At 40.6% G+C, this 23,508-nt stretch carries 17 protein-coding genes and 2 tRNA genes; 14 read left to right on the top strand and 5 right to left on the bottom strand.

Annotation, left to right across the window (positions count from 1 at the left end; translation table 11 throughout):
- Both B5F08_RS13405 and B5F08_RS10385 read left to right on the top strand, forming a co-directional pair.
- Positions 1-289 (top strand): hypothetical protein (locus tag B5F08_RS13405; RefSeq protein WP_204245191.1); only part of this gene is annotated, 289 nt, incomplete at its 5' end.
- Positions 289-804 carry an HdeD family acid-resistance protein gene (locus tag B5F08_RS10385; RefSeq protein ID WP_087378995.1) on the top strand — a complete coding sequence of 172 codons (516 nt, stop codon included), beginning with the start codon at positions 289-291 and terminating at the stop codon, positions 802-804. The genes B5F08_RS13405 and B5F08_RS10385, both read left to right, overlap by 1 nt.
- Positions 805-860: 56 nt before the next feature.
- Here B5F08_RS10385 and B5F08_RS10380 read toward each other — a convergent pair whose 3' ends face one another.
- Both B5F08_RS10380 and B5F08_RS10375 read right to left on the bottom strand, forming a co-directional pair.
- The gene (locus B5F08_RS10380) at positions 861-3,203 is read right to left on the bottom strand and encodes a cation-translocating P-type ATPase (RefSeq protein WP_204245190.1); all 2,343 of its coding nucleotides are present in this window, start codon (positions 3,201-3,203) and stop codon (positions 861-863) included.
- A gap of 190 nt (positions 3,204-3,393) precedes the next feature.
- Entirely contained in the window at positions 3,394-4,332 is a 939-nt protein-coding gene (locus tag B5F08_RS10375) for a LysR family transcriptional regulator (RefSeq protein ID WP_087378993.1), read from the bottom strand.
- Between the two features lie 195 nt (positions 4,333-4,527).
- On the opposite strand from B5F08_RS10375, the gene B5F08_RS10370 reads away from it, so the two are divergent.
- A complete protein-coding gene (locus B5F08_RS10370; RefSeq protein WP_087378991.1) occupies positions 4,528-5,265 on the top strand; it encodes a tRNA threonylcarbamoyladenosine dehydratase in 738 nt (245 codons plus the stop codon).
- Here the strand turns inward: B5F08_RS10370 and B5F08_RS10365 are convergent.
- The 3 genes from B5F08_RS10365 to B5F08_RS10355 form a co-directional block, all read right to left on the bottom strand.
- On the bottom strand, positions 5,237-5,743 hold the full coding sequence (locus B5F08_RS10365; protein WP_158096284.1) for a phosphatase PAP2 family protein: 507 nt from the start codon (positions 5,741-5,743) through the stop codon (positions 5,237-5,239). The two genes, B5F08_RS10370 and B5F08_RS10365, sit on opposite strands and share 29 nt — an antisense overlap.
- A gap of 65 nt (positions 5,744-5,808) precedes the next feature.
- Positions 5,809-7,644, bottom strand: a complete 1,836-nt coding sequence (asnB, locus tag B5F08_RS10360; RefSeq protein WP_087378987.1) for an asparagine synthase (glutamine-hydrolyzing) — start codon at positions 7,642-7,644, stop codon at positions 5,809-5,811.
- A 4-nt stretch (positions 7,645-7,648) separates the two neighbouring features.
- Positions 7,649-8,878, bottom strand: coding sequence for a hypothetical protein (locus B5F08_RS10355; protein WP_087378985.1), 1,230 nt, complete (start codon positions 8,876-8,878; stop codon positions 7,649-7,651).
- Between the two features lie 78 nt (positions 8,879-8,956).
- Here B5F08_RS10355 and B5F08_RS10350 point away from each other — a divergent pair, with 78 nt between their 5' ends.
- From B5F08_RS10350 to B5F08_RS10300, 11 genes are all read left to right on the top strand, one after another.
- Positions 8,957-9,214 carry a YabP/YqfC family sporulation protein gene (locus B5F08_RS10350; protein WP_087378983.1) on the top strand — a complete coding sequence of 86 codons (258 nt, stop codon included), beginning with the start codon at positions 8,957-8,959 and terminating at the stop codon, positions 9,212-9,214.
- A gap of 10 nt (positions 9,215-9,224) precedes the next feature.
- The gene (locus B5F08_RS10345) at positions 9,225-10,406 is read left to right on the top strand and encodes a sporulation protein YqfD (protein WP_158096283.1); all 1,182 of its coding nucleotides are present in this window, start codon (positions 9,225-9,227) and stop codon (positions 10,404-10,406) included.
- Positions 10,407-10,649: 243 nt separating this feature from the next.
- Positions 10,650-11,426: a TIGR00282 family metallophosphoesterase gene (locus B5F08_RS10340; protein ID WP_087378979.1), complete on the top strand. Its 777-nt coding sequence runs from the start codon at positions 10,650-10,652 to the stop codon at positions 11,424-11,426.
- A 252-nt stretch (positions 11,427-11,678) separates the two neighbouring features.
- Positions 11,679-13,340, top strand: coding sequence for a DAK2 domain-containing protein (locus B5F08_RS10335; protein WP_087378977.1), 1,662 nt, complete (start codon positions 11,679-11,681; stop codon positions 13,338-13,340).
- 80 nt (positions 13,341-13,420) lie between these two features.
- Positions 13,421-15,460, top strand: a complete 2,040-nt coding sequence (gene recG / locus B5F08_RS10330; RefSeq protein ID WP_087378975.1) for an ATP-dependent DNA helicase RecG — start codon at positions 13,421-13,423, stop codon at positions 15,458-15,460.
- A 290-nt stretch (positions 15,461-15,750) separates the two neighbouring features.
- Positions 15,751-17,085: a D-alanyl-D-alanine carboxypeptidase family protein gene (locus B5F08_RS10325; RefSeq protein WP_087378973.1), complete on the top strand. Its 1,335-nt coding sequence runs from the start codon at positions 15,751-15,753 to the stop codon at positions 17,083-17,085.
- 167 nt (positions 17,086-17,252) lie between these two features.
- Positions 17,253-17,341 (top strand) — tRNA-Ser (locus B5F08_RS10320).
- A gap of 31 nt (positions 17,342-17,372) precedes the next feature.
- Positions 17,373-17,462, top strand: a tRNA-Ser gene (locus tag B5F08_RS10315).
- A gap of 62 nt (positions 17,463-17,524) precedes the next feature.
- The gene (locus B5F08_RS10310) at positions 17,525-18,229 is read left to right on the top strand and encodes an SGNH/GDSL hydrolase family protein (protein ID WP_143256396.1); all 705 of its coding nucleotides are present in this window, start codon (positions 17,525-17,527) and stop codon (positions 18,227-18,229) included.
- Positions 18,230-18,334: 105 nt separating this feature from the next.
- Positions 18,335-18,820: a flavodoxin family protein BilS gene (gene bilS, locus B5F08_RS10305; RefSeq protein ID WP_087378969.1), complete on the top strand. Its 486-nt coding sequence runs from the start codon at positions 18,335-18,337 to the stop codon at positions 18,818-18,820.
- Between the two features lie 289 nt (positions 18,821-19,109).
- Positions 19,110-23,507 (top strand): LamG-like jellyroll fold domain-containing protein, encoded by a 4,398-nt coding sequence (locus tag B5F08_RS10300; protein ID WP_087378967.1) that lies wholly within the window; start codon positions 19,110-19,112, stop codon positions 23,505-23,507.
- Position 23,508: the final 1 nt, after the last annotated feature.

The following is a 23,508-nucleotide window of genomic DNA, read 5'->3' as shown; positions in this document are numbered from 1 at the left end:
TGCTCTCTGTTTTTTCTGTTTTTCTCTATCATTTTTATCACCTGCTTCTATTTTACCACTTTTATCGAAAAAAGCCCAGCGAAAGCTGAGCTTTTTCGACAGGCTGAAAGGAGCAGATTTCTGCTCCTTTATTTTTTGTAAAACACCTTCATATATTTTGATGTTTGTAAATGCTAAAAAAAGAATATTTAAAAATATTTTAAAAATTTTTATTGACTTTTGGAAAAGCGATGTTATAATTTACATATCGCTATATATAGCGAGTAAAAACAGAAAGAGAGTGGTATAATGAAAATTGCAGGTATTGTATTAGGAGTGATAACTGCACTGTTGGGAGTTTACGCTTTTTGTGTTCCGCTTGGAGTATTTCTCGGAATATCCTGGGTTATTGCGGTACTTATAATTGTAAACGGTGTTGAGTCGATTGCTGACGGTGTTGCTTCACAGCCAAAGAAGGACACAGGTAAAATTGTTTTAGGTGCATTGATTGTGCTGGCAGGTATTTTCCTTTTGTTCAGCGGAATTTTGAGATTCCTTACAGATATGATGATGGTTTACCTGATCGGCGGCGCTTTGATTCTTTATGGTATTTTCCAGATTGTTGCGGGCTGGAAGAAAAAGGAGATTTCTACAGGCGCAGGCGTGATTTCTATTATCTGCGGAGTTATTTCAGTAATCGGTGGATTCTTGGCTTTCGGACATCCTTTCCTTACAATGATTTCCGTTGGTTACATAATAGCTTTCAACCTCATTATGCAGGGTGTAAACATGATTGTTATTGCCGTAAACAGAGATAGGTTCTAATTGAATATTACGGCACTTAAAAAGGCTGTCACAAAATTTAGGTGACAGCCTTAATTTTATAAATATTTCTTTTTGTACCGCTGGTCAAGCTTGCTTCCCACAAAATTATACAGGAGATTAAATACTACAAATGAAACCACAATCAGCGAAACGGTAATAGTCAAAGTTGTGGTGGTGAATGGAACTATATTAAACAGATTTGAAAATACAGTCATTCCTATCACAAGTCCCGACACTATGAAAGCCACAAGGGCGGTTCTTATAGGATTAAAGGGGATACAGATTCGTATTATGAGAATTACTCCCGTAAATGAGGTCACTATGGTGGCGATTGTGGAAATCTGTTCGTCCGTTATATGCCAGACCTCAGAAGCAATACACAGGAATATTATGTTTAAGATTATTGTCACAGCTCCGGGAATTGCACGTGACAGAATGTTTAAAAGAAAGTTTCCTGTAACTCGCTCTTTGTTCGGTTCAAGTGCCAGCACAAATGATGGTATTCCTATTGCAAAAGCTCCGAACAGCGACATTTGAATTGGCTCAAAGGGATAACGAATATTTACAAAAATAAACATTACGCTTAAAACCATTGAGAAAAGTGTTTTTACAAAAAACAGGGATGCACTTCGCTGAATATTGTTAATAGAGCGGCGACCCTCTGCAACTACACGGGGCATGGCTGAAAAATCGTTGTTTATAAGCACAAGCTGTGCCACATTTCTTGCAGCGTCGCTTCCCGAAGCCATCGCCACGGAACAGTCAGCCTCTTTCAAAGCCAAAACATCGTTTACGCCGTCGCCGGTCATTGCTACAGTGTGTTTGTGGTGCTGTAAAGCTTTTACGAATTTTAGCTTCTGATGAGGGGTTACTCTTCCGAATACAGAATATTTTTCAACAGCGTTGTCTATGTCCTCGTCGGTTTCAAGGGTTGTGGCGTCAATCGCCATTTCGGCGTTGGGAATACCTGCGGCCTTGGCAATGTTGGAAACGGTTTTTACATTGTCTCCGGAAATAACCTTTAAGGTTACACCCTGCTCGGTAAAGTATTTTATTGTCTGAGGTGCTTCCGGTCTTATTTTGTCCATAATGAGAACCAAAGCTATCGGCTCAGGCTCACCGATAATATTGCCCTCGTCGTCAAAGCCTTTGGCGGTGGCTACAGTTATAACCCTGTATATTCCGCCGATTTTTTCAATCTCCTTTGAAATAAGGGAATATCGGTCTTTGAGAATAAATTCTCCTGCGCCCATAACTATAGCTGTTCCGTCCGATAAAACTGCGCCCGACCATTTTTTCTCGGAAGAAAAGCTTATGAAACGCTGTGGCTTTTGGGCGTTTGTATTTTTGTCTTTGTAGTAATTTATAAAAGCCATTATTGTGGCGTTGTCGTCGTCTGTGTACTTGGCGATTGAGCTTAACGCAAAGTCCAGCTTTTCTTTTGAAGTGTTGCCGAGGATATGTATTTTCTCGATTTCCATTTCCTCGTTGGTTATAGTTCCTGTTTTGTCAAGGCACAGCACGTCAACCCTCGCCAGGTTTTCAATACAGTAAAGCTCCTGAACCAAAACCTTGTATTTTGAAAGACGGATAACAGCCACCGCAAGAACTGTACTTGTCAAAAGCACAAGTCCCTCGGGAATCATTCCGATAAGGGCGGCGACAGTGCTGACTATTGCGTCGTTAAATTCAACACCGCCACGGAAATACTGATTGCAGAAAAGCAAGGCTCCCACCGGAAAAATTACAAAAGAAACAAACTTGATTATTTTGTTGAGGGTGGTCATAATTTCCGACTTGACCTTTTTGATGTATTTGGCGCTGTTGTTGATTTTAGTGGCGTAATTGTCTTTTCCAACGTGGACGACCTTTGCCACACATTCGCCCGAGGAGATAAAGCTTCCTGAAAACAGCATATCTCCGGCTTTTTTTGATACAAGGTCGGACTCGCCGGTCAAAAGGCTTTCATTTACGCTTACATTGCCCTCAAGCAAAATACTGTCTGAGGGTATTTGGTTTCCTCTTTTAAGAATTATAATGTCGTCAAGAACAATTTGATTTATTCCTATTTCTTTTTCAGTGCCGTCACGCATTACCGTTACTTGGCTGGAAACCATAATGGAAAGCTTGTCAACCGTAAGCTTTGAGCGTATCGCCTGAATAATTCCTATAAGTGTGTTGCATATTATTATGCCCATAAACAGCACATTTTTATAGGAGCCTGCCATAATAACAGCGGCGGCAAGGATAAAGTTTATAATATTGAAAAGGGAAAAGATATTTTCCGTCAGTATTCGTTTTATTGATTTTGTTTTGACATCTGTATCGTAATTGACAAGACCCTTTTTTTCACGGCTTTCAACCTCCCGGGAGGAAAGACCTTTGAGATTTACTTCCAATTAAATCACCGTCCAATTATATAAGAAAAAAGGAATTGAATATCTGTTTGAATATTACAAAATATATGTGATGAAAATGTGATTGTATTATGTTGATTAGTACAAATATACATTTTAAAAATATAAAAAAACAGAACCAAACAGGGAAACAATCCATGTTACCCTTTGCTTGGTTCTGTGCAGTTCAAAATTAAATATATGTTTCTGCCGAAAGTTCTTCTATGGTTTGGTTAAGGCAGTCAAAGAAGCTTTTTTCAGTTTTGCTCAGTTTATAGTCGGTTCTGTGGATAAGTATATCCTTGCACATATCGCCTACGTTTACGCATCTTCTTTGAACCAGCTTATGTTCCTTTAGAATTTCCGAAGGCAGGGGAGATACCCACATATATGTGGTTGGAACTCCGTTTAAGAGGTCAAACTGGCTTCCTCTTTCATATATGTATATTCTGCTTTGGTTTTTCGGCTGTGCGTCGTTTTTGTAAAGCTGTGTGTGATTTACAGAGGGAACCGAGAAATCGCCGTGGGTTATTTCTGTGAACAGCTCCAAATCCTCAAGTCGGATTTCCTTTGACTTGGCAAGGGGGTTTTCCTCTGACATCAACACAAGGTACTCAAACTCCCAAAGCTGTTTGCGCTGAAGACTTTTGTCAGCCATTATGCTCTTAAAATATTTTTCGTGTCTGTTGCTGTATCTTATGATTCCCAGATTATACTCGCCGGAAGCCACGTTGTTGATAATTTCCGTTGAACCTGTTTCCCTGAAATCTACATTCAATTCTTTTTTCTTTACAAGCTCGTTTATAAATTTGGAAAAGGTGTAGGTTATGTAGCTTGCTCTTGGGACACAGATATTAAAGTTTACCATGTTGGCATTGTTTTGTGAATAAAGGGCTTCCATTTCGTCAATAAGAGAAATGATGTTTCTGGCATAGCTTAAAAATTCTGCACCCTTTTTTGTGGGATATACGCCGTGCTGTGTGCGCTTGAATATTGCAAAGCCCACAGAGGCTTCAAGCTTTTTAATCGCTTTTGTAAGATTAGGCTGTCCCATGTAGAGATTGTTTGCCGCCTGAGTTATTGAGGCGGTTTTTTCAACTTCCAATGCGTATTTAAAGTAAGTTACATTCACTTAAAAACCTCCGTTCAATAATTACAATCTTAAATATTTACATTCAATCGTTGTCCAAAATTTAATGACTTACAAATATAATACAAATTATTTGTAAGTCTGTCAATGGTTTTGTGAATATTGAGCGGTATTGATTTTTTTTATACCTTACTATAAAATAAACAAAGAATATGAAAAATCAGAAAGGCTGGTAATATGGATTTTCAGAAAAAGGAAATTTTCTCAAGATGTGAAATGACCGTGGGACAAAACGCCATGGAAAAGCTTTATTCATCCCGTGTTGCCGTGTTCGGTGTGGGCGGAGTAGGCGGATATGTGGTTGAAGCTCTTGTGAGAAGCGGAGTGGGAACTATAGATATTTTCGACAAGGACGTTGTGTCCGTTTCAAATATAAACCGTCAGATTATAGCCGACTGTGAAACAGTGGGAATGGCAAAGGTTGAAGCGATGGAAAAAAGGGCTAAAAAAATAAACCCTCATGTGGTAATAAACCCACACAGGATTTTTTATCTGCCTGAAACTGCGGACAGTATAGATTTGTCGGTATACGATTATGTGGCGGACGCCGTGGACACTGTAAGCGCAAAGATTGAGCTTATTACAAGGTGCAAAAAAGCCGGGGTAAAAATAATATCCGCAATGGGCGCCGGAAACAAGCTTGACCCAACAGCCTTTAAAGTAAGCGATATAAGCAAAACCTCCGTGTGCCCTTTGGCAAGGGTTATGCGCAGAGAGCTTAAAAAACGTGGAATAAAAAACGTAAAGGTGGTTTACTCCACGGAAGAGGCGAAAACTCCCATTGACCCCATAATCGACAGCGAAAGCAAAAAGGCAATCCCGGGAAGCTTTGCTTTTGTTCCGTCGGTAATGGGACTTATTATGGGCGGCGAAATTGTAAAGGATATTATTGCAGAGGCAGAAAATAAGGAATAATAAAATAAAGAGAGGACAAAGCGCAGGAATACAAAGCGGCGGCAAGCACGTCACGGACAAAATGTACACCTGCAAAAATCCTGCTTAAAGCTACAAGCAGGGCTAAAATAGTGTAAAAAATTCCCGGATAAATATTTGTGTAGAAAAATGCTCCGGATATTGCAAAGGCGCTGGCGCAGTGGCGGCTGGGAAAGCTTTCTCCCTTTTTATCCTTGGAAATCAGCGGCGGCAAGTCCATTTTTTCGTATGGTCTTTGAAAGTTAAAAAGCTTTCTGAATACAGTGACGGAAAGAAAAATAACCGCCGGTACAATCACTGCAAGAATAATTTTTATATCCCATGTTATGGCGAGAAAACCGAGCAAAAGCAGGTATGAAGCCGCCATAAACATGGGAATTTTTTTATATATGAATTTCAGAATTTTAAACTGTATTCCTTTAGAAAAAAACTCGTGGATTTTTTGATAGAAGCTTTTCAAGATATTCATCCCCTTTGTTATGCTTTGATTTTAACATTTTATCGAAAGCATAACAAGGGATTTTTTTATATGAGAATTTCCGGCTGGTATTTTTCGTACCACATTTCCAGTTCAGCTATATATGCAAGAATCTGAGGAGCACGCATGAGCTGTCCGTACCAAGGTGAAGAAATCTTATCTGGATTTTCTATTATTGACATGACGCCCTCACGGTCCAAAAGCTTGGAAATAGGCGAACCGCTGTCCAAGGCTTTTACTGCCATTTTTGAAACAAGCTCCATATACTCAGGATTGTGGGTTTTGGGGTATGGGCTTTTCTTTCTCCAGACGATTTCTTCCGGCAGAAGCTTTTCAAAGGCTTTGCGGACAATTCCTTTTTCTCTTCCTCTTAAAGCCTTTATTTCCCATGGCATGTTAAAGGCGTATTCAACAATTCTGTAGTCGCAGAAAGGAACACGAACCTCCAAACCGCTGTACATGGAACAGCGGTCTTTTCTGTCCAAAAGACACTGCATGAACCAGTAGAAATTCAGGGCGAACATTTCCCTCATTCGGCTTTCAAGCGGAGAGTCGGTTTTCAGCTTTTCGACTGAATTTATTGTTTCAAGATACTTTTCCCTTGCGTATTCCTCGCCCTTTGGCAGAACGTCTTTTTTCAGGATGCTTCGTCTTATTGACGGGTCTTTTGACCAGGGGAAACAGTCCTCAAAAAGGATTTCTTTGTTGTGATACCAGGGGTAGCCTCCGAAAAGCTCATCGGCACATTCTCCGGATAGAGCTACGTCAAAATTTTCCCTGACCTTTTTGCAGAACAGCAAAAGGGAGGAGTCAACGTCCGCCATGCCCGGCAAATCCCTTGCGTATACTGCGTCCTCCAAAGCTTCCGCCAAATCTTTGTTGGAAAGAATTATTTCACGGTGGAGAGTGTCGGCTTCACGGCTCATCATGCCGATGTATTCAAAATCGGCTGTGGGCTGGAAAAGGCTTTTTTGAAAATATTTTCTGTTGTCCTCGTATTCAACACTGTATGTGGAAATTTTTCCCTTGCCCTGTTCCTTGTAGTAGTCGGAAGCGGTTTTGACAATTATACTGCTGTCCAAACCTCCCGAAAGGAAAAAGCACATGGGCTTATCTGTGACAAGCTGGCGCTTTATAGCGTCCTGCAAAAGATAGCGGACGTTTTCTTCCGTTTCCTCAGGGCTGTGGGTGTGAGGTCTGGCACGGAGTTTGAAATATGTTTTTCTTGTAAGCTTTCCCTTTTTAAAAAATGCGTATTCTCCCGGCTTAAGCTCCTCTATATTTTTGAAAACTCCGTTGCCGCAGGTTCGTGCAGGGCCTAAGAAAAATATTTCGTTAAGTCCGTTTTCATCAATCTGAGGTTTTACCGCTCCCGTGGCAAATATAGCCTTTATCTCCGAAGCGAAAACAAAGCCTTTTTCGTAGTCTGAGAAAAACAGCGGCTTTACGCCTATTCTGTCACGGCAGAGGAAAAGAGTTTTTTCTCTCTCCTCATAAATTCCAAAGGCAAAAATGCCGTTGAGCTTTGTCACAACATCGCTGCCCCAGTGGATATACGCTTTCAGAACCGCTTCCGTGTCGCTGTGTCCTGAAAACTGAAAGCCTGCATAGACAAGCTCTTTTCGTATTTCCTCGGTGTTGTAAAGTTCCCCGTTGTACACTATGGTGTATTTTCTTCCGTGGTATGAAAAGGTCATGGGCTGGCGGCCTTTTTCTATGTCGATAATGGCAAGCCTTCTGTGTATCAGGGCAAAGCCTCTGCCTATATATTCCCCTTTCTGGTCAGGACCTCGTGATTTTAAAGTCCTTGACACAGCGGCAATTTCTTTTCCTTTTGTATAAAAATCCATTTCGCTGTCAAGCCAGCCTGCAATTCCGCACATAATTTTACCTCCTGCTGAAATTGAGTTTTTCTTTTAATTGTGTTATGTGTTTTGGTTCACAAAATTTCTGCCCCAAAGAAAATAAAAAGCAGAAACAAACAAAGATGAGAATGATAAATTTTAACGGGTTTTCTGCATCCTCCGGCAGAGGTTTTTCCGTAACCGAGGAAAAAACACCGGCTGTATTTTCAAAAACCGGGAAGAACATTGTCAAAACATTGATTACACAGCCGTTTATAAATCCCTGCATCACTCTGAAAATAAAAAACAGTGATTTTGAGAAGCTTATGTCCTTTGCGGCGAAATAAACCTGCAAGTGGACGCAGATTCCCCCAAAGCCTGTTATGAACCCCAAAAACCATAGGGGCGCAGAGTTTGCAAAATTCTTTACTCCGGCGCTTACCTCCCACAGAGCTAAAAAATTATCCCTTAAAAAACTGTAATATGACAGAAGAGGCAGGATTATTCCCGACACTGCGGAAAATAAAACCACTATAAGGCACATGCTGAAAGCCGATTTCCCTGCGGTTAAAGCGGACTGAAAAATCAGAGAAAACAGACTTTTTTCTTCCCTGTCTATATTACTGTGATTTTTTTTATTGTGTTCGGGAAAAGTAAAATTTTTTTCAGCTTTAATCTGTTTTCCCAGTGGTCTTAAAAAAATTCGTGATAAAAGAACCATAAACAAAATTGTGATTAACTGAGCTGAAAACAGCAAAACTCCTGTTTCACGGGAGGAAAGCAAGTTAGCTCCCGTATAGGATACAAGAAATCCCATTCCGCTTCCGAAAGCTATGTATATCATAAACCGGGACTGATTTTCCGTAAGGACACCTTTTTTGTAAAGGTTGTTTACCGTCACCGCTCCCACGGGATAACCTCCGAAAGCGGCTAAAAGCAGAGATTGCACACAGGAAAAATCAATTCCCAGAACCTTCTGAAAAAAGCAGTCGAGTTTTTTGTGGCTGTTTTTTGTGCTTACCGATGAGGAAAACAGGGCGCTTACAAACATAAAGGGAAACAGGGAGGGTAAAAGTGTTTCTATGCACAGATTTATTCCCTGTAAAGTTCCCTTTGAGGATTGGGCGGGAAACATCAAAAGCAGTAAAAAGAATAAAAGGGATAGAGCCATTGCCAAAAGCTTTCCATGGCTTTTTTTAACCTTTGTCTGTTGTAAATATTCGTTTTTTTCACCTTGTATGGTTTTATTATTTTTCCCGTTTACATATATCATTTAGTATCACCGATTTATTTATATGCGCCCTGTTGCGCAGATTTGATAATGAATTTTATGTGAGCAAGGGATGGTTTTATGAATAAGAGAAACAAAGACGGAGGCGGATTTTTGAGGGATTTTGATTGCAGACAGCCGGTAATTGAGTTTACCGGAAACAGAAACGCCGTAATTTACGGATGCAAAGGTGTTGCCGAATACGGCGAGGACGTTATAAGAGTGAATACAGGAAGTCTTATTGTAAGCTTTTTCGGGAAAAACTTGGAGCTTAAAAGCCTTAATACCACCACGCTGGAAATAGGCGGCTTTATTAACGATGTTCAGTTTACTTACTGAGGTGTTTGAAATGTTTAGCGAGCTTATGATTTTAAGAATGATAAGAGGTTATGTGGATTTTTCAGTGTCGGGAAAATACCCAGAAAGGTTTCTAAATTCCGCTTTTAAATCCGGTGTTAAAATCTGGTCGCAGAAATCATCAGGCGGCAAAGTTACCGGAAAGATGTACGTAGGCGATTACAAACGATGCAGAACAAAGGCAAGAAAAACAGGGGTTAGATTAAAGGTTTTAAAAAGGCACGGCCTGCCTTTTTTTGTCCATAAAAACAAAAACCGAGCCGGACTTTTAGTTGGTGCGGCTGTGTTTTTTATAATGATATTCTTCATGTCATCTTTTGTGTGGACAATAGACGTGGAGGGTGTTTCAAATATCAGCGAAAATGAAATACGAACTTTGCTGAAAGACTGCGGGGTTTATGAAGGTGCTTGGTCTTCCTCAATAGATGTGCAGTGGGCAAAACGCCAGCTTTCCCACAAATACCCAATGATAACCTGGGCTGCAATAAACATATACGGAAGCAATGTTGACGTTATTGTAAAAGAGGGGCAGGAGAAAAATAAACCGGATATTTCAACACCTGCAAACATTGTGGCGGAGAAGGACGGTTTTATAATAGCCATGGAAACCCGTGACGGTACAAACCTTGTAACACTGGGTCAGTCGGTTCTTGAGGGGGAGCTTTTGGTAAGCTCAGCCATAGAGATTGAGGGTCAGGAAACACGATTTGTAAGAGCTCAGTCAAAAATAACCGCTCAAACCACCGAGATTACGGAGTTTTCCGCAGATAAAAATATCGGGCTTATAACCTCAAGGGAAGAGGCTGTAAGCCGTCTGGGAATATCCTTTTACGGAGCTGATTTTCCCGTCACCCTTAATCAGATTGACGGAATAAATTATTACAGGGTGCTTGAAGAAAACTGCCTTGTGCTCAACGGCGTTTCTCTTCCGATAAGTCTTATAAGTGAAAAAAATTATGTCTATGAAAAAACTCAGATTGAACGAACCGACGAGATGATTGATAAAGCCTTGGAGATAAAGGAAGCTTTGTACGAAACCTTTCAAATGCAGGACGCTGTAATTACAGGCAGAAATGTCTATGAAAGCAGTGAAGAGGGAAAAGCTGTGAGAAAAAACGCCTATTCCTGCATTGAGGATATAGCATTGACATCGCCTTTGGAAATTGAGCAGTAATGTAAATATCTGTCGGGAAATGATTTATCAAAGGCTAAAAAATACGGAAATGTTTTTTGGTTTAAGAAGTGAAAATACTTTGCGGGGAAATATTATAAAGAAAAAGTTTTTGTCGGGAAATAGAATATTGCGCCGTCGTTTTGTAAAATAAAAATTTAGATATGCTTTTTCTTTGAATGAAAGGTAAAATATGATATAATAATAAATAAAATCTGATAAGGAATTTAAAGGGGAATAAATCTTATGAGAATACTATGCATAGGCGACGTTGTGGGAAGCGTCGGATGTAACTTTTTGAGAAAGCATCTTCACTCTGTAAAAAAGCTTCACGGCGTTGACCTTGTTATATGCAACGGGGAAAATTCCGCAGACGGAAACGGTATAACTCCCGTGTCAGCACAGCATCTTTTTACCAGCGGCGTCGATGTTATTACCCTTGGAAATCACAGCTTCAGACGAAAAGAAGCCTATGAAATGATTGAAAACGAACCATATATTGTAAGACCTGCAAATTTTCCCCCTGTCTCTGCACCGGGAAAGGGAATTACTCATGTGGATATGGGAAGAACTATTGTAACGGTTATAAATATTATGGGAAACAGCCATATGGAGAACACGCTCAGATGTCCTTTTGAAACTATGGATAATCTTTTAAAACAGGAGTGCGGAAGGGTTATAATAGTTGATTTTCACGGTGAAACCACCAGCGAAAAAAGGGCCATGGGATTTTATCTTGACGGAAAGGTTTCTGCGGTTTTCGGAACTCATACCCATGTGCAGACTGCGGACGCTCAGGTTTTGCCAAAAGGCACAGGCTACATCACCGACGTTGGAATGACAGGAACCATTCAATCTATTTTGGGCGTAAAGCCTGAAATCATTATTGAAAAGTTCAGAAGCGGTATGCCTGCAAGATTTGATTTGGCTCAGGGCGATTGCAGAATGGACTGTGTGTTGTTTGAAATCGACGAAAAAACAGGAAAATGCATATCCGCCGAGCATTTATCTGTTCGTGATTAAGGTGGTTATTTTCCACAAAAATAAATTGAGTTATATTTGTTTATTAAGAATTGAAAACTATTGAATTAGTTAGGGAATATGTTATAATATAGAAGATATATGCTTTTGTAAATTTTAAGAAAAAAATTATTTACATTGGTTTGTATGTTAAAAAACTTGTATGTCCGTGAAAGTGGACGCTTAATTGATTAAAAAAATATCCGCCCGGCGGATTAGATATGGCAAAATTAAATGTAGAAGGAAGTGTTTTGTATGATAAACAGTCGTATGCTGAAAAATGCGGTTATATCAGGTGCAAACAATATTTGCTTGCAGAAAATTCAGATAAACGATTTGAATATTTTCCCTGTTCCTGACGGCGATACAGGAACAAATATGTCTATGACCATAACCGCTGCAAAGACGGAGCTTGAGAAAAAGGAATTTTCTACCGTTGGAGAGGTCAGTGCTAAGACTGCTTCCTCTATGCTTAGAGGAGCAAGAGGAAATTCAGGCGTTATCCTTTCCCTGATTTTCAGAGGCTTTGCAAAAGGCCTTGAGGGAAAAGAGGAAGCCGACGGACTTGACCTTGTAAAGGCTCTGGGACTTGGCGTTGACGCCGCTTACAAAGCTGTTATGAAACCTACCGAGGGAACAATCCTCACAGTTGCAAGAGTTGCTTATGAAAAGGGTCTTACAGCCGCTATGGAAAGCCGTGACGTGGTTTATGTTTGGAAAGAGGTTTGCGCAGCAGCTTACGACGCATTGGATACAACTCCTGAACTTCTGCCTGTTTTGAAAAAAGCAGGTGTTGTTGACGCCGGCGGCAAGGGCTTGTGCGTGATTTTTGACGGTATGCTTTCTGTATTTGCAGACGGAAAGGTTATCGAATACAATGGTGACGAGGTTAAGACAGAAGAGGTTGACGAGTTCAGAAGCGCCGCCGCAGAGTTTGACGACGACATCACTTTCACATACTGCACAGAGTTTATTGTGGGCAGAAACCCTGATGTTAAGACAGAGCCTAACGAGCTTAGACTCTTCCTTGAAACAATAGGCGACTGCGTTGTGGTTGTTGACGACGACGAGATTATTAAGGTACACGTTCACACTGAACAGCCGGGAGACGCTCTCAAGAAGGGTCTTGAGTTCGGTTCTCTCTTGACTGTTAAGGTTGAAAATATGAAAGAACAGCATAAGGCTGCAAAAGAAGAAAACGACAAGAAAAAAGCTCAGGCAGAGGAGAAACCGGCCTTTGAACCGGCAGAGCCAACAGAGGAGTACGGTTTCGTGGCTGTTGCAGCCGGTGACGGTGTTGTAGAGCTTTTCAAGGATTTGGGATGTCAGAATGTAGTAAGCGGCGGTCAGAGTATGAACCCAAGCACTGACGACATTTACGAGGCAGTAATGGCTACACCTGCTAAGAATGTTTTTGTACTTCCTAACAACAAAAACATTATTATGGCTGCCGAGCAGACTGCTGCTATTGTTACCGACAGAAAGGTAATTGTTTTGCCTACAAGAACAATTCCACAGGGTCTTACAGCTATGCTTTCCTTTGACCCTGAAATGAGTCCTGAGAGCAACAGAGAGGTAATAATGGACGCCGCATACGGTGTAAGCTCCGGTTCCGTTACTTTTGCCGCAAGAGATTCTGAATTCGGCGGAAAGAAGATTAAAGAGGGCGACATAATTGCCCTTGAAAACGGCAAGCTGACAATCAGCGAGAAAACACCTGTTAAGGCTCTTTACAAGCTGACAAAATCAATGGTGACAAAGAGCACTTCTTTCATCACCATAATCTGGGGTCAGGGAATAACAGAAGAGGAAGCTGCCGAGGCTGAGGAGCTTGTAAGAAATAAGTTCCCACATATCGACGTTACAATGGTAAAGGGCGACCAGCCTGTTTACTACTTCATTCTCGGTGTTGAATAATAACCGTAAAATAGCGTATTTATTCGGGGTGATGATATCATCACCCCGTTGTTTTTAAATTGTTTGAAGGAGGTGTTTTTTTGAGTCTGTTTGAAATTCCTATTGAGAAATTAAAAGGGATAGGCCCTAAAAAAGGTGAGCTTTTCAGAAAGCTTAAAGTAACCTCTATAGGCGAGCTTATCTATTTTTTCCCCAGGGATTACAGCTTCCGTGGTGAAGAGGTTGAAATAAGCAGGGCTGAGGGTCTGGACAAATGTCTTATCAAAGCCACTGTATGCTCTCCTGTTGTGACAACAAGGATTACAGGGGGAAGAACCATAAGCCGTGTAAGCGTTTTTGACCAAAGCGGAAGCTTAAAGCTTGTTTTTTTTAACAACAGGTTTATTTCAGGTATGTTGAGCTACGGCGAGGAATATTATTTTTCCGGGAAGGTTGAAAGAAACGGCGGCCATCTGCAAATGGTATCGCCTATGTTTTATAAAACAGCCGATACACGTGAACTGAACCCCGTGTATCACTTAACCGCAGGACTTTCAAATCTCACTGTTGAAAAGGCGGTTAAGAAGGCTCTTGAAATGCTTCCTGAAAAAATCAACGACCCTATACCTTTGGAAATCAGAGAAAAGTATGATTTAGCTGATTTGGGTTTTACAATAAGAAATATACATTTTCCCGATACTCAGGAAAATCTCTCTAAGGCGAGAAACAGAGCGTCCTTTGAAGAGCTTTTGGTTTTAATGCTGGGTCTTTCTGTTATCAGAGAGAAAAAGCGCAGGGAAACCGCTATAGTCACAGAAAAGAGCTATCTTGAGGAGTATAAAAAGCTCTTGTCCTTTTCTATGACCGACGACCAGGAAAAGGCGTGCAGGGACTGTATTTCTGATATGCTAAAAAACACTCAGCCTATGAACAGACTTGTACAGGGCGACGTTGGTTCAGGTAAAACAGCGGTTGCCGCCGCAGTTGCCCACACCGCCATAAAAAACGGTATGCAGGTTGCATTTATGGCGCCCACAGAAATTTTGGCAAGACAGCATTTTAATACCCTTAGAAAGATTTTTGAGAACACGGATATCAGCGTTGAAATTCTCACGGGAGCAATGACTGTAAAACAAAAAAATATTGTCCGTGAAAAAATCGCCTCCGGTGAAGTTGATATAGCTGTGGGAACTCATGCATTGCTTACAGATAAAACAGTCTTTAAAAATCTGGGACTTGCGGTTACAGACGAACAGCACCGCTTCGGTGTTTCCCAGAGAGCAGCACTCAATTCAAAAGGAAATGACCCACATGTGCTGGTAATGAGCGCAACGCCTATACCTAGAACCCTGTCTTTGATAATTTACGGTGATTTGGATATTTCAGAGATTAGAACAATGCCTCCCGGCAGACAAAAGGTGGAAACGCTTGTTATAGACAGCTCAAAGAGAAAACGTGCCTACGGATTTTTAAAACAGCAGATTGCAGAGGGTCATCAATGTTATATTGTATGTCCTTTTGTGGAGGACAGCGAAACAGAAAATGTGGCTTCTGTGGAAACCTTTGCCCAGGATTTGATGCTTGGGGAATTTTCCGATATTTCTGTTGGTGTGCTTCACGGCAAGATGAAAGCTGCCGACAAGGAAAGCGTTATGGCTGACTTTGTTTCGGGAAAGATTTCCGTACTTGTTTCCACAACGGTTATAGAGGTTGGAGTGGATGTTCCCAATGCCAATGTGATTATGATTGAAAACGGCGAAAGGTTTGGACTTTCACAGCTTCATCAGCTCAGAGGGCGAGTGGGAAGAGGAAATGTAAAATCCTACTGCATAATAGTTTCCGACAGCTCTTCCGAAAATGCGGGCAAAAGGCTTAACACAATGAAAACAATGCATGATGGTTTTGGAATTGCCGAGGAGGATTTAAAGCTTAGAGGTCCCGGAGACTTTTTCGGACGCCGCCAGCACGGACTTCCAGAAATTACCATTGCCGGCCTTAAAAACATGGATATCCTTTTGCAGGCTCAAGAATGTTCTGATTTTATACAAAAAAATAATCTGCTTTCGGAAAAATCTTACAGGGGTTTAAAAACCCAGGTGAACAGATTTTTGAAAAGAGCTGAGGATATAGATTTTAATTGATATTTTAGTATAATTGGGTAACATGGTTTAACTTTGATAAACAGTTTTTTAGATAACTAAAGGTTAAAATCGAAATATTGTTGTTGAAATTAAGTAACGATTATTGTATGATAAATACTATGGATAAAAATTAAAGTTAAAAAATTATCATGCATGATTGTCACAGACAATTTGTTTGTAAGAAATAGTAATATGTTTATGGTTTTATGTTTTCCGTTTCTCTGACATGTTAGTTTTTTCAAACAGACATAATATGATAATTGTGTATAGATTATCAACAGGAGGAAAAAATGAAGAAAAGATTGCTGTGTTTATTTTCCTGTGTCATGATACTGGCTGTGTTGTTTTGCAGCACTTTTATGTCTGTATCAGCATATGTATACGACTTTGAGGGGGAGTACGGAGGAGAAATCCGCTCTGCGTCCGTATTATTTAAAAGTCTTGATACAGGAGAGGTTTTGTACGAGAAAGATGCCGATACAAAAAGATATCCCGCTTCAACAACTAAGATTATGACATATATTATCACAGTTGAAAATGTTGAGGATATTGAAAATACCAGAGTTGAGATTAAGCAGGATATAATTTCCATGCTTGACGGAACAGAAAGCTCTATGGCAGGATTGCAGTATAAAATAGGCGAAACAGTTTCTGTAATTGATTTGCTCTACTGTTTGATGCTTCCTTCCGGAAATGATGCGGCTTTGGTTTTGGCTGATTATGTTGGCGGCGGCAGCATAGAAAATTTCGTTGATATGATGAATGCAAAGGCTGAGGAGCTTGGATGTGAGAATACACATTTCGTAAATCCTCACGGACTCCATGACGATGATCACTATACAACCGCAAGAGACCTTATGAAAATATCTGAGTATGCACTTAACACATATATGTTTAAAGAGGTAACTTCAACTGCTACATATTATTGTGAAGGCGACGATTATCCGATTTATACCACAAACAATCTGATTGATGAAAACCGTGGAGAGGATCAATATTATCCATATGCTGTATGCGGTAAAACAGGATTTACCGATCAGGCAGGAAAATGCCTTGTACAGACAGCGGAAAAGGACGGCTACAGCTACATACTTGTTGCAATGTATGACGATCCGTTTTCCGGAATAACAGGAACGGTTCTCGATGCAATTAACCTATTTAACTGGGCGTTTGATACATTTGAAATGAGAACAGTTGCAGACACTGATGTTCCAATCTGCAATGAGAAGATTCTGTATTCCTCAGGCAAAGACAGCATATTGCTTATTCCGGAGTCCAATTTCGTTACTTTGATGCCTACCGACACAAAGGATACGGATATAGAGATAGTTCCTCAGTTTGAAGAACCGTTACAGGCTCCTGTAAATAAAGGCGACGTTGTAGGAACTGCTCTTATCAAATACAGAGGCGATGACTATGCAACAATAAACCTTGTTGCAACTGAAAGTGTACAGAGAAGTGATTTGAAGTTCTTCTTAGGAACTTTCGGAAATCTGGTTTTGTCACCCTGGTTTATAATAATAGCTGTTGTTTTTGTTTGCCTGCTTTTGGTTTATATTATTGTTGTAAAAACCCTTTCAGACAGAAACAATGCAAAGGTTAAAAAGTACAGAGATTTTAAATAATTAAATATCGGTTCCCGTTATGTTTTCCATAGCGGGAACTTTTTATGTGGAAGAATACCGTGTCACAGACGAATAAAAAATTTTTTGTAAAATAATAATAAAAAAACTTATGAAAAATGTTGACAAGACGGTTTGTCTGTGATATAATATCCACTGTCAGTTGCGATGGAGAGGTGTCCGAGTGGTTTAAGGAGCTAGTCTTGAAAACTAGTGATCCCGCAAGGGACCAAGGGTTCGAATCCCTTCCTCTCCGCCATTTATTTTTTAGCAATTTAATTTGCCATCTTGGAGGATTACTCAAGTGGTGAAGAGGCTCCCCTGCTAAGGGAGTAGGTCGGGTAACCGGCGCGAGGGTTCAAATCCCTTGTCCTCCGCCAAGAAAAAAGCACTTGCATATGCAGGTGCTTTTTTCAGTTTATATAAAAGAAACGGTGATTTTATGGGATATAAGTCAGAAATAATAAAGAAAATCAAAGAGGGCGCAAAAATAAAGATAACAGGCGACAGCCTTTCCGCAGGAACAGGAAGTTCATGTTGTGTCAGAACCGATGAGGTTGTTTTCAAAGACGGTGAAGATATTTTTTACAGAAAAACTGCTCCAAACAGCTGGGGCGGATTGTTTGCAAAATACATAAGCGAAAAATATCCATGCTCATCTGTAATTAACAAGGGCTGTGACGGGGCAAACACAACCCAGCTCCTCAATAACTTTGATAAAATAATTGATGAAGACGACGACATTGTGATTTTGCTTGCAGGGGCTAACGACAGAAAAAGACCTGACGGACTTCATGAACTTTATGATAACCTTATTAAATTTACAGAGCTTATGGAGAAAAAGGGAAAAATCCTTGTGCTTGCGTCCCTTAATCCGTCTACCGAAAGCAATGAGTTCTATATTAACCGTATTCATCACAGCGAGGATATTGAAACAATCCTCACTATGGTGGCAGATGAGAAAAATCTTCTCTTTGTGGACAACTACAGATATATTCAAAATTATCTTGTGGCTTCCGGAAAGAAAATTGACGATATAATCTGCGGCGAGGGCTGTAAAAACGACGGTCTTCATCCAGGTGATTTTGTACAGAAGCTTATGTACATGAATCTTATGGAAACCATAGGCTTTGGAATAAGGCTTTAAATATCATATATAAATCACATGGACGTAATCTTTACAACATATAACAGGTTTATTATTTAATTATGTTAACAATTAAACAATGCTGTTTGAAAGTGAGGAAGTATTATGAGAAGTGCAGTGGTATTTGACAGCAAAACAGGAAACACAAAGCTTTTGGCTCAGTGGATAGCGGAAGAAATTAAGGATTGCGTTTACTGCGGAGATATTGATAACGCAGTTGAGGCGGATACATATTTTGTGGGCTTTTGGACAGACAAGGGCAGCTGTACCGATAAGGTGAAGAATTTTCTTGAAAGCCTTCACGGAAAGAAGATTTATCTTTTCGGAACTGCCGGTTTCGGCGTAAGCGATGAATATTTTGAAAAGATTTTAAATGGCGTCAAGGCTTTAATTCCTGCTGACAATGAAATTATGGAAATGTTTATGTGCCAGGGAAAAATGCCTATGGCTGTAAGAGATAGATATGAAAAAATGCTTGCAGACCAGGATAAAGCGGCACAGGCTCAGATGCTTATTAAAAACTTTGATATGGCTCTTTCTCATCCCGACGAGAAAGACAGGGAAAGCATGATAAAAAAATTAAAAATCTGATATTTATTCCAATTTTATAAGACTTAATTAAGCGGACAGAAAATCTCAATCTGTCCGCTCTTCTTTTTTGTGTTTTTAGAAATTTATTTAATTTGCTAGATGAAACTTTTTTAAATAAATATTTCGTAAATCTATTGAAAAACTTATTGTAATTAGTTATAATAATAACTATATGATGTGTTATTTTGTTTATATTGCTGCATAGACTTGCGGCGTGTGATTTTGTATATTGGTAGTTTGATTCCTTTGGGTTTCAATCGACTGTATAAACATAAAAAGGAGGATAAAAATGAAGAGAGCTAAGAAAATACTGTCTGTTATTTTGGCTTTGGGCATGATTTCCACCATGTGCGTTTATTCATCTTCGGCGGAAATAACTCCTAAGGCTGATATAGACAGCAATTTGACGGCACACTGGAATTTTGAAGAAACCGATGCAAGCGGCAACCCTGTCAATATCGGTTCGGATTCTTCAATTAAAGCTGTGCTTGAGGGAAACAAGGTGTCCGTAAAGGACAGCGGTGACGAAACATACGGAAAGGTTCTGCACTTTGAGTCTAAGGGCGATGCTGCGGAAAATTCCAGAATGTTTATTGGGGATATGTTTAATCCAAAACAGGAAGATTTTTCAGTTTCACTGTGGGTAAACAACTCATCACAGCAGATTACCACACAGAACACAATTATGCTGCAGTTTGCCGATAAGGATGGGGCAACAGGAAAAACATTTTTGTACAGAGGTACTGATGACAAGTACACTGTTTACATGAATGGCACAGACATCGAAACATCACCTGCAACTGCCGATGGAAAATGGGAGAATATCACCATTACAAAGGAAAATCTCGACAATGGAAAATATACTCTCAAGTTTTATATTAACGGAGAGCAGACATACACAGGTGAGTGTGACGCTTCACAGGTAATTGACAAGGTTACAGACCTTATAATCGGTTCTCATAAGAACAAAACCGATAAGGACAACGGTCAGTTTACCGGAGATATAGACGACCTGCGTTTCTATGAGAGAGTTCTCACAGCTGATGATGTAATGGCACTTTATAATGCAAAGACAGAGGAGGCTGTGAATTCTCAGCTTGAAGCTGCAATATCACAGGCTGACAGCCTTTTGAAGAGCGGAAAGCTGGAAATCACACATCAGGCATATGTTTTACTTGATAATTCCCTGAAAAAGGCAAAGGCTGCTTTGGAAGCAGGCACAACAGAGGAAAGGCAGAATGCCATTTCTGACCTTAATGAAAAGATTGCTGATTTTAATACAGCAGTTGACGGCGAGGACGCATTAAATAAGGGTCTTGTGGGATATTGGACAGCAGACAGCGGTTCTCTTGAAAATATGGCTCAGGGCGGCACATTGACAGCTACAATGTCAGGAAGTAATCTTACAATAGCTGAGTCTGATATTGAGAGCATGGGAAAAATGCTTTCATTTGCTAAAAAGACTTCCGGCAACAGCTCCAATGTTACTATTGCCAACGGATTGAATTCACAAAATGAATTTACTATAACTATGTGGGTTAAAAACTCTGAGGATCAGAAAGATACTACCATGAGCACTGTTCTTATTCAGCAGAGCACTGCAACAGGCAGAAGCTTGCTTTTCAGAACAACAAGCGGTCAGTACGGCACATATATTTCTGAGGAAAACAAATATTTCGGAGAGGCCACAAGCTATAATGAGTGGCAGCATTTGGCTCTTGTTAAATCAAACGGAACAGACGGAAATTATACAATAGCTTTGTATCTTGACGGTGTTAAGCTTGGTGAACATACTCTCAGCAAAAATAACGCCACAGCTGTTACAGATTTGATTATAGGTTCTCACAAGCAGCTTGGAAATTCAGACCAGTTTGCAGGAAGTATGGATGAAATACGTCTGTACACAAGGGCTCTTTCTGAAAATGAAGTTAAGGGAATATATCAGCTTAATTCTGCTGCTGTAAACGAGCAGAAGCTTGTGGCTTTAAAACTTCAATATAACGAGCTTTTGACAAAGGCTAAGGAAGCTTTGTCTTCAGGCGATTTGACTGAGGACATGCCGGAGTATATAGCTTTGAAAGAGGCTGTTGACCACAGCGCAGAAATCCCGGAAAATATTATCTACGAGGATATGCTCGCAGAATATGAAGCATTGAGCACAGCTTATGATAATTATCAGAATGCTTCACCTATTGTTGTTACAATAAATACAGATGATGTTACAAATATAATAGACAACGGCGTATTCGGTACTAACCATCGTTTCGGCTTCAACGGTTACGGCACATTTGATTCCGAAACAATGACAATGAAACAGGATTTTGTTGATTTGTATAAGGAAGCAGGTTTTGGTTCTGTCCGTTATCCGGGCGGTTCAATTTCAAACCTCTTCCAGTGGAAGGGAACATTGGGCAGCAAGGACGAAAGACTTGACCAGGTTCACGGTTATTACAACACAAACAGCAACGGTCAGCCTCAGAGAGGTATAGCCTCTAACTTTGGTATTAAAGAGGTAGGCGACTTTGCTTCCGATGTTGGTTCTGAGATAGTTTATGTTTACGGAATGGGCAGAGGCAGCGCCAGCGATGCTGCAGACCTTGTTGAATATCTTAACGCTCCAAACGACGGTTCAAACCCCAACGGCGGAATTGACTGGGCAGCAGTGAGAGCTGAAAACGGTCATCCTGACCCTTACAATGTTCGTTACTTTGAAATGGGCAACGAGATGAATCAGGGCGGCGGCAAGGACGGAGACGGACTTTGGAGCCAGGGCTTCTGGACAAACTATGTAAACGGAAAGGCTTCCGATTATGCATATATCGAGGGCGGCACTGTTGTCTGCGAAAAGCAGTATGCTGTTGCATATGATGACTGGAATTCAATAGAATCAAAGTCAGACGGAACAGCTAACCAGATTTTCTATATGAGATATGCTAATCCTCATCCGGCTTTGGGTATTGCCAACGGAGATATCGGACTTAGAGATATCACAAGCGGCAACAGCGGAGTTATGGAGCAGTATAACTATGACCCTGCGGATTATGCGGACTTTAAAGCTATAAGCAGTAACGACGAAACCACAAAGGTTTATGTGGGCAATGAAGAATGGAAAGTAGTTTCCGACCTTTCAACAGCAGGAGCTAACGACAAGGTTGCAAAAATCGACTATGCAACAGGCGGAATTATCTTCGGTGACGGTGTAAACGGAGCTATTCCTCCAAAGGACAGCCAGATTTTTGTAAGCTACACAGTTGAAAGAGAAGGCTTTATAGATATCAGTCAGGCAATGCGTGACACTATGGAGCAGATAAACAACAACCTCAAGAGCAAAGGCGAAGAGGAAAAAGAGCTTTATATTTACACAAGCTGGGAAACATCAAGCTTTATAAATATTATGCATCAGAAAGGCGCTGACAGCCTTTATGACGGAATGACAATTCATCCATACGCAGGAACACCTGCCGGCGGAAGCGCAAACGAGGAAACAAAGAAACAGTTCTATTACAGCACACTTTCCCTTATTCCGGGAACAGTTTCAAGAGTTTCAAACCTTGTAAATGAAATGAGAACTATCACAGGTGACAATACTAAGGTTCCGGCCATTTCCGAATACGGTATTTATCCGTCTTATGATACAATGGTTCGTTCACAGACACACGCTTTGTATATAGCCCGTGTTCTTATGGAGTACATAAGACTTGACAGCCCATATATTCAGAAGCACTGCCTTGTTGACTGGTACTCATCCGGCGGAGATTCCCTTGGACCTACACAGCAGGCTGTTATCCAGGCGGTTCCGCAGGAGGGCGCAGACATAATTACCGGTGAGGGCGATTATAAGTTCTTCTCAACACCGAGCGCAAGGGTATTTGAAATGTACAACAGTGCTTCCGGTACTGATGTTCTTTCCTCTACATTCAGCGATACAAGACTTCTCGATAACGGAACCGAGCAGTATGCCGCTATGGCAAGTAAGGATGCCGACGGAAACCTATATCTTGCTTTGGTAAATTCAAAGCTTGATGGTAAGGGTATTGTCGATATTAAGGTTGACGGAGTTGACCTTTCCGGAAAAACTTTGGAAATCCAGTACATCTCCGGCGACACATTCTATGCAGAAAATACTATCGACAATCCTGACAATGTTGATGTTATCAGAACCACTGAGACAGTAGCTGAAAACAGCGAAACTGCAAGAGTTGTTGTAGAACCTCATTCATTTACAATAGTGAAGGTTGTAAACGCATTGGTTGAAGAACCTGATACACCTGATGTAACAGAGCTTAAAAACAAGGTGGAAGAAGCTCTCCCGATGGTTGATATGGAAGAATACACAGCCGAGAGCAGAGAGGTTCTCAAAACAGCTATTGATGAAGCACAGGCAATAATTGCAAAGGCTGAGGCAGGAGAAGAGATTACACAGACTCAGGTTGATGAGGCATTAAAAGCCATAGAAAGCGCTGTTAATTCCCTTGAGCTTGTTAAGCCTGATTTCGTTTTGGGCGATGCAGACGGTTCAGGAAGTATGACAATAGACGATGCTTCTTATATACAGCAGTATCTGGTAAAGGCTATTTCAGCAGATAAATTTGTATTTGAAGCGGCGGATACAAATAAGGACGGAAAGATTACCGTATATGACGCAACAAAAATACAGCTTGCTATCGCTTCAAATGAAGACCTGTAAA

The sequence above is a fragment of the Anaeromassilibacillus sp. An172 genome, assembly GCF_002160515.1.
Lineage (GTDB): Bacteria > Bacillota > Clostridia > Oscillospirales > Acutalibacteraceae > Limousia > Limousia pullorum.
This window is presented reverse-complemented; position numbering and strand designations above follow the sequence as displayed.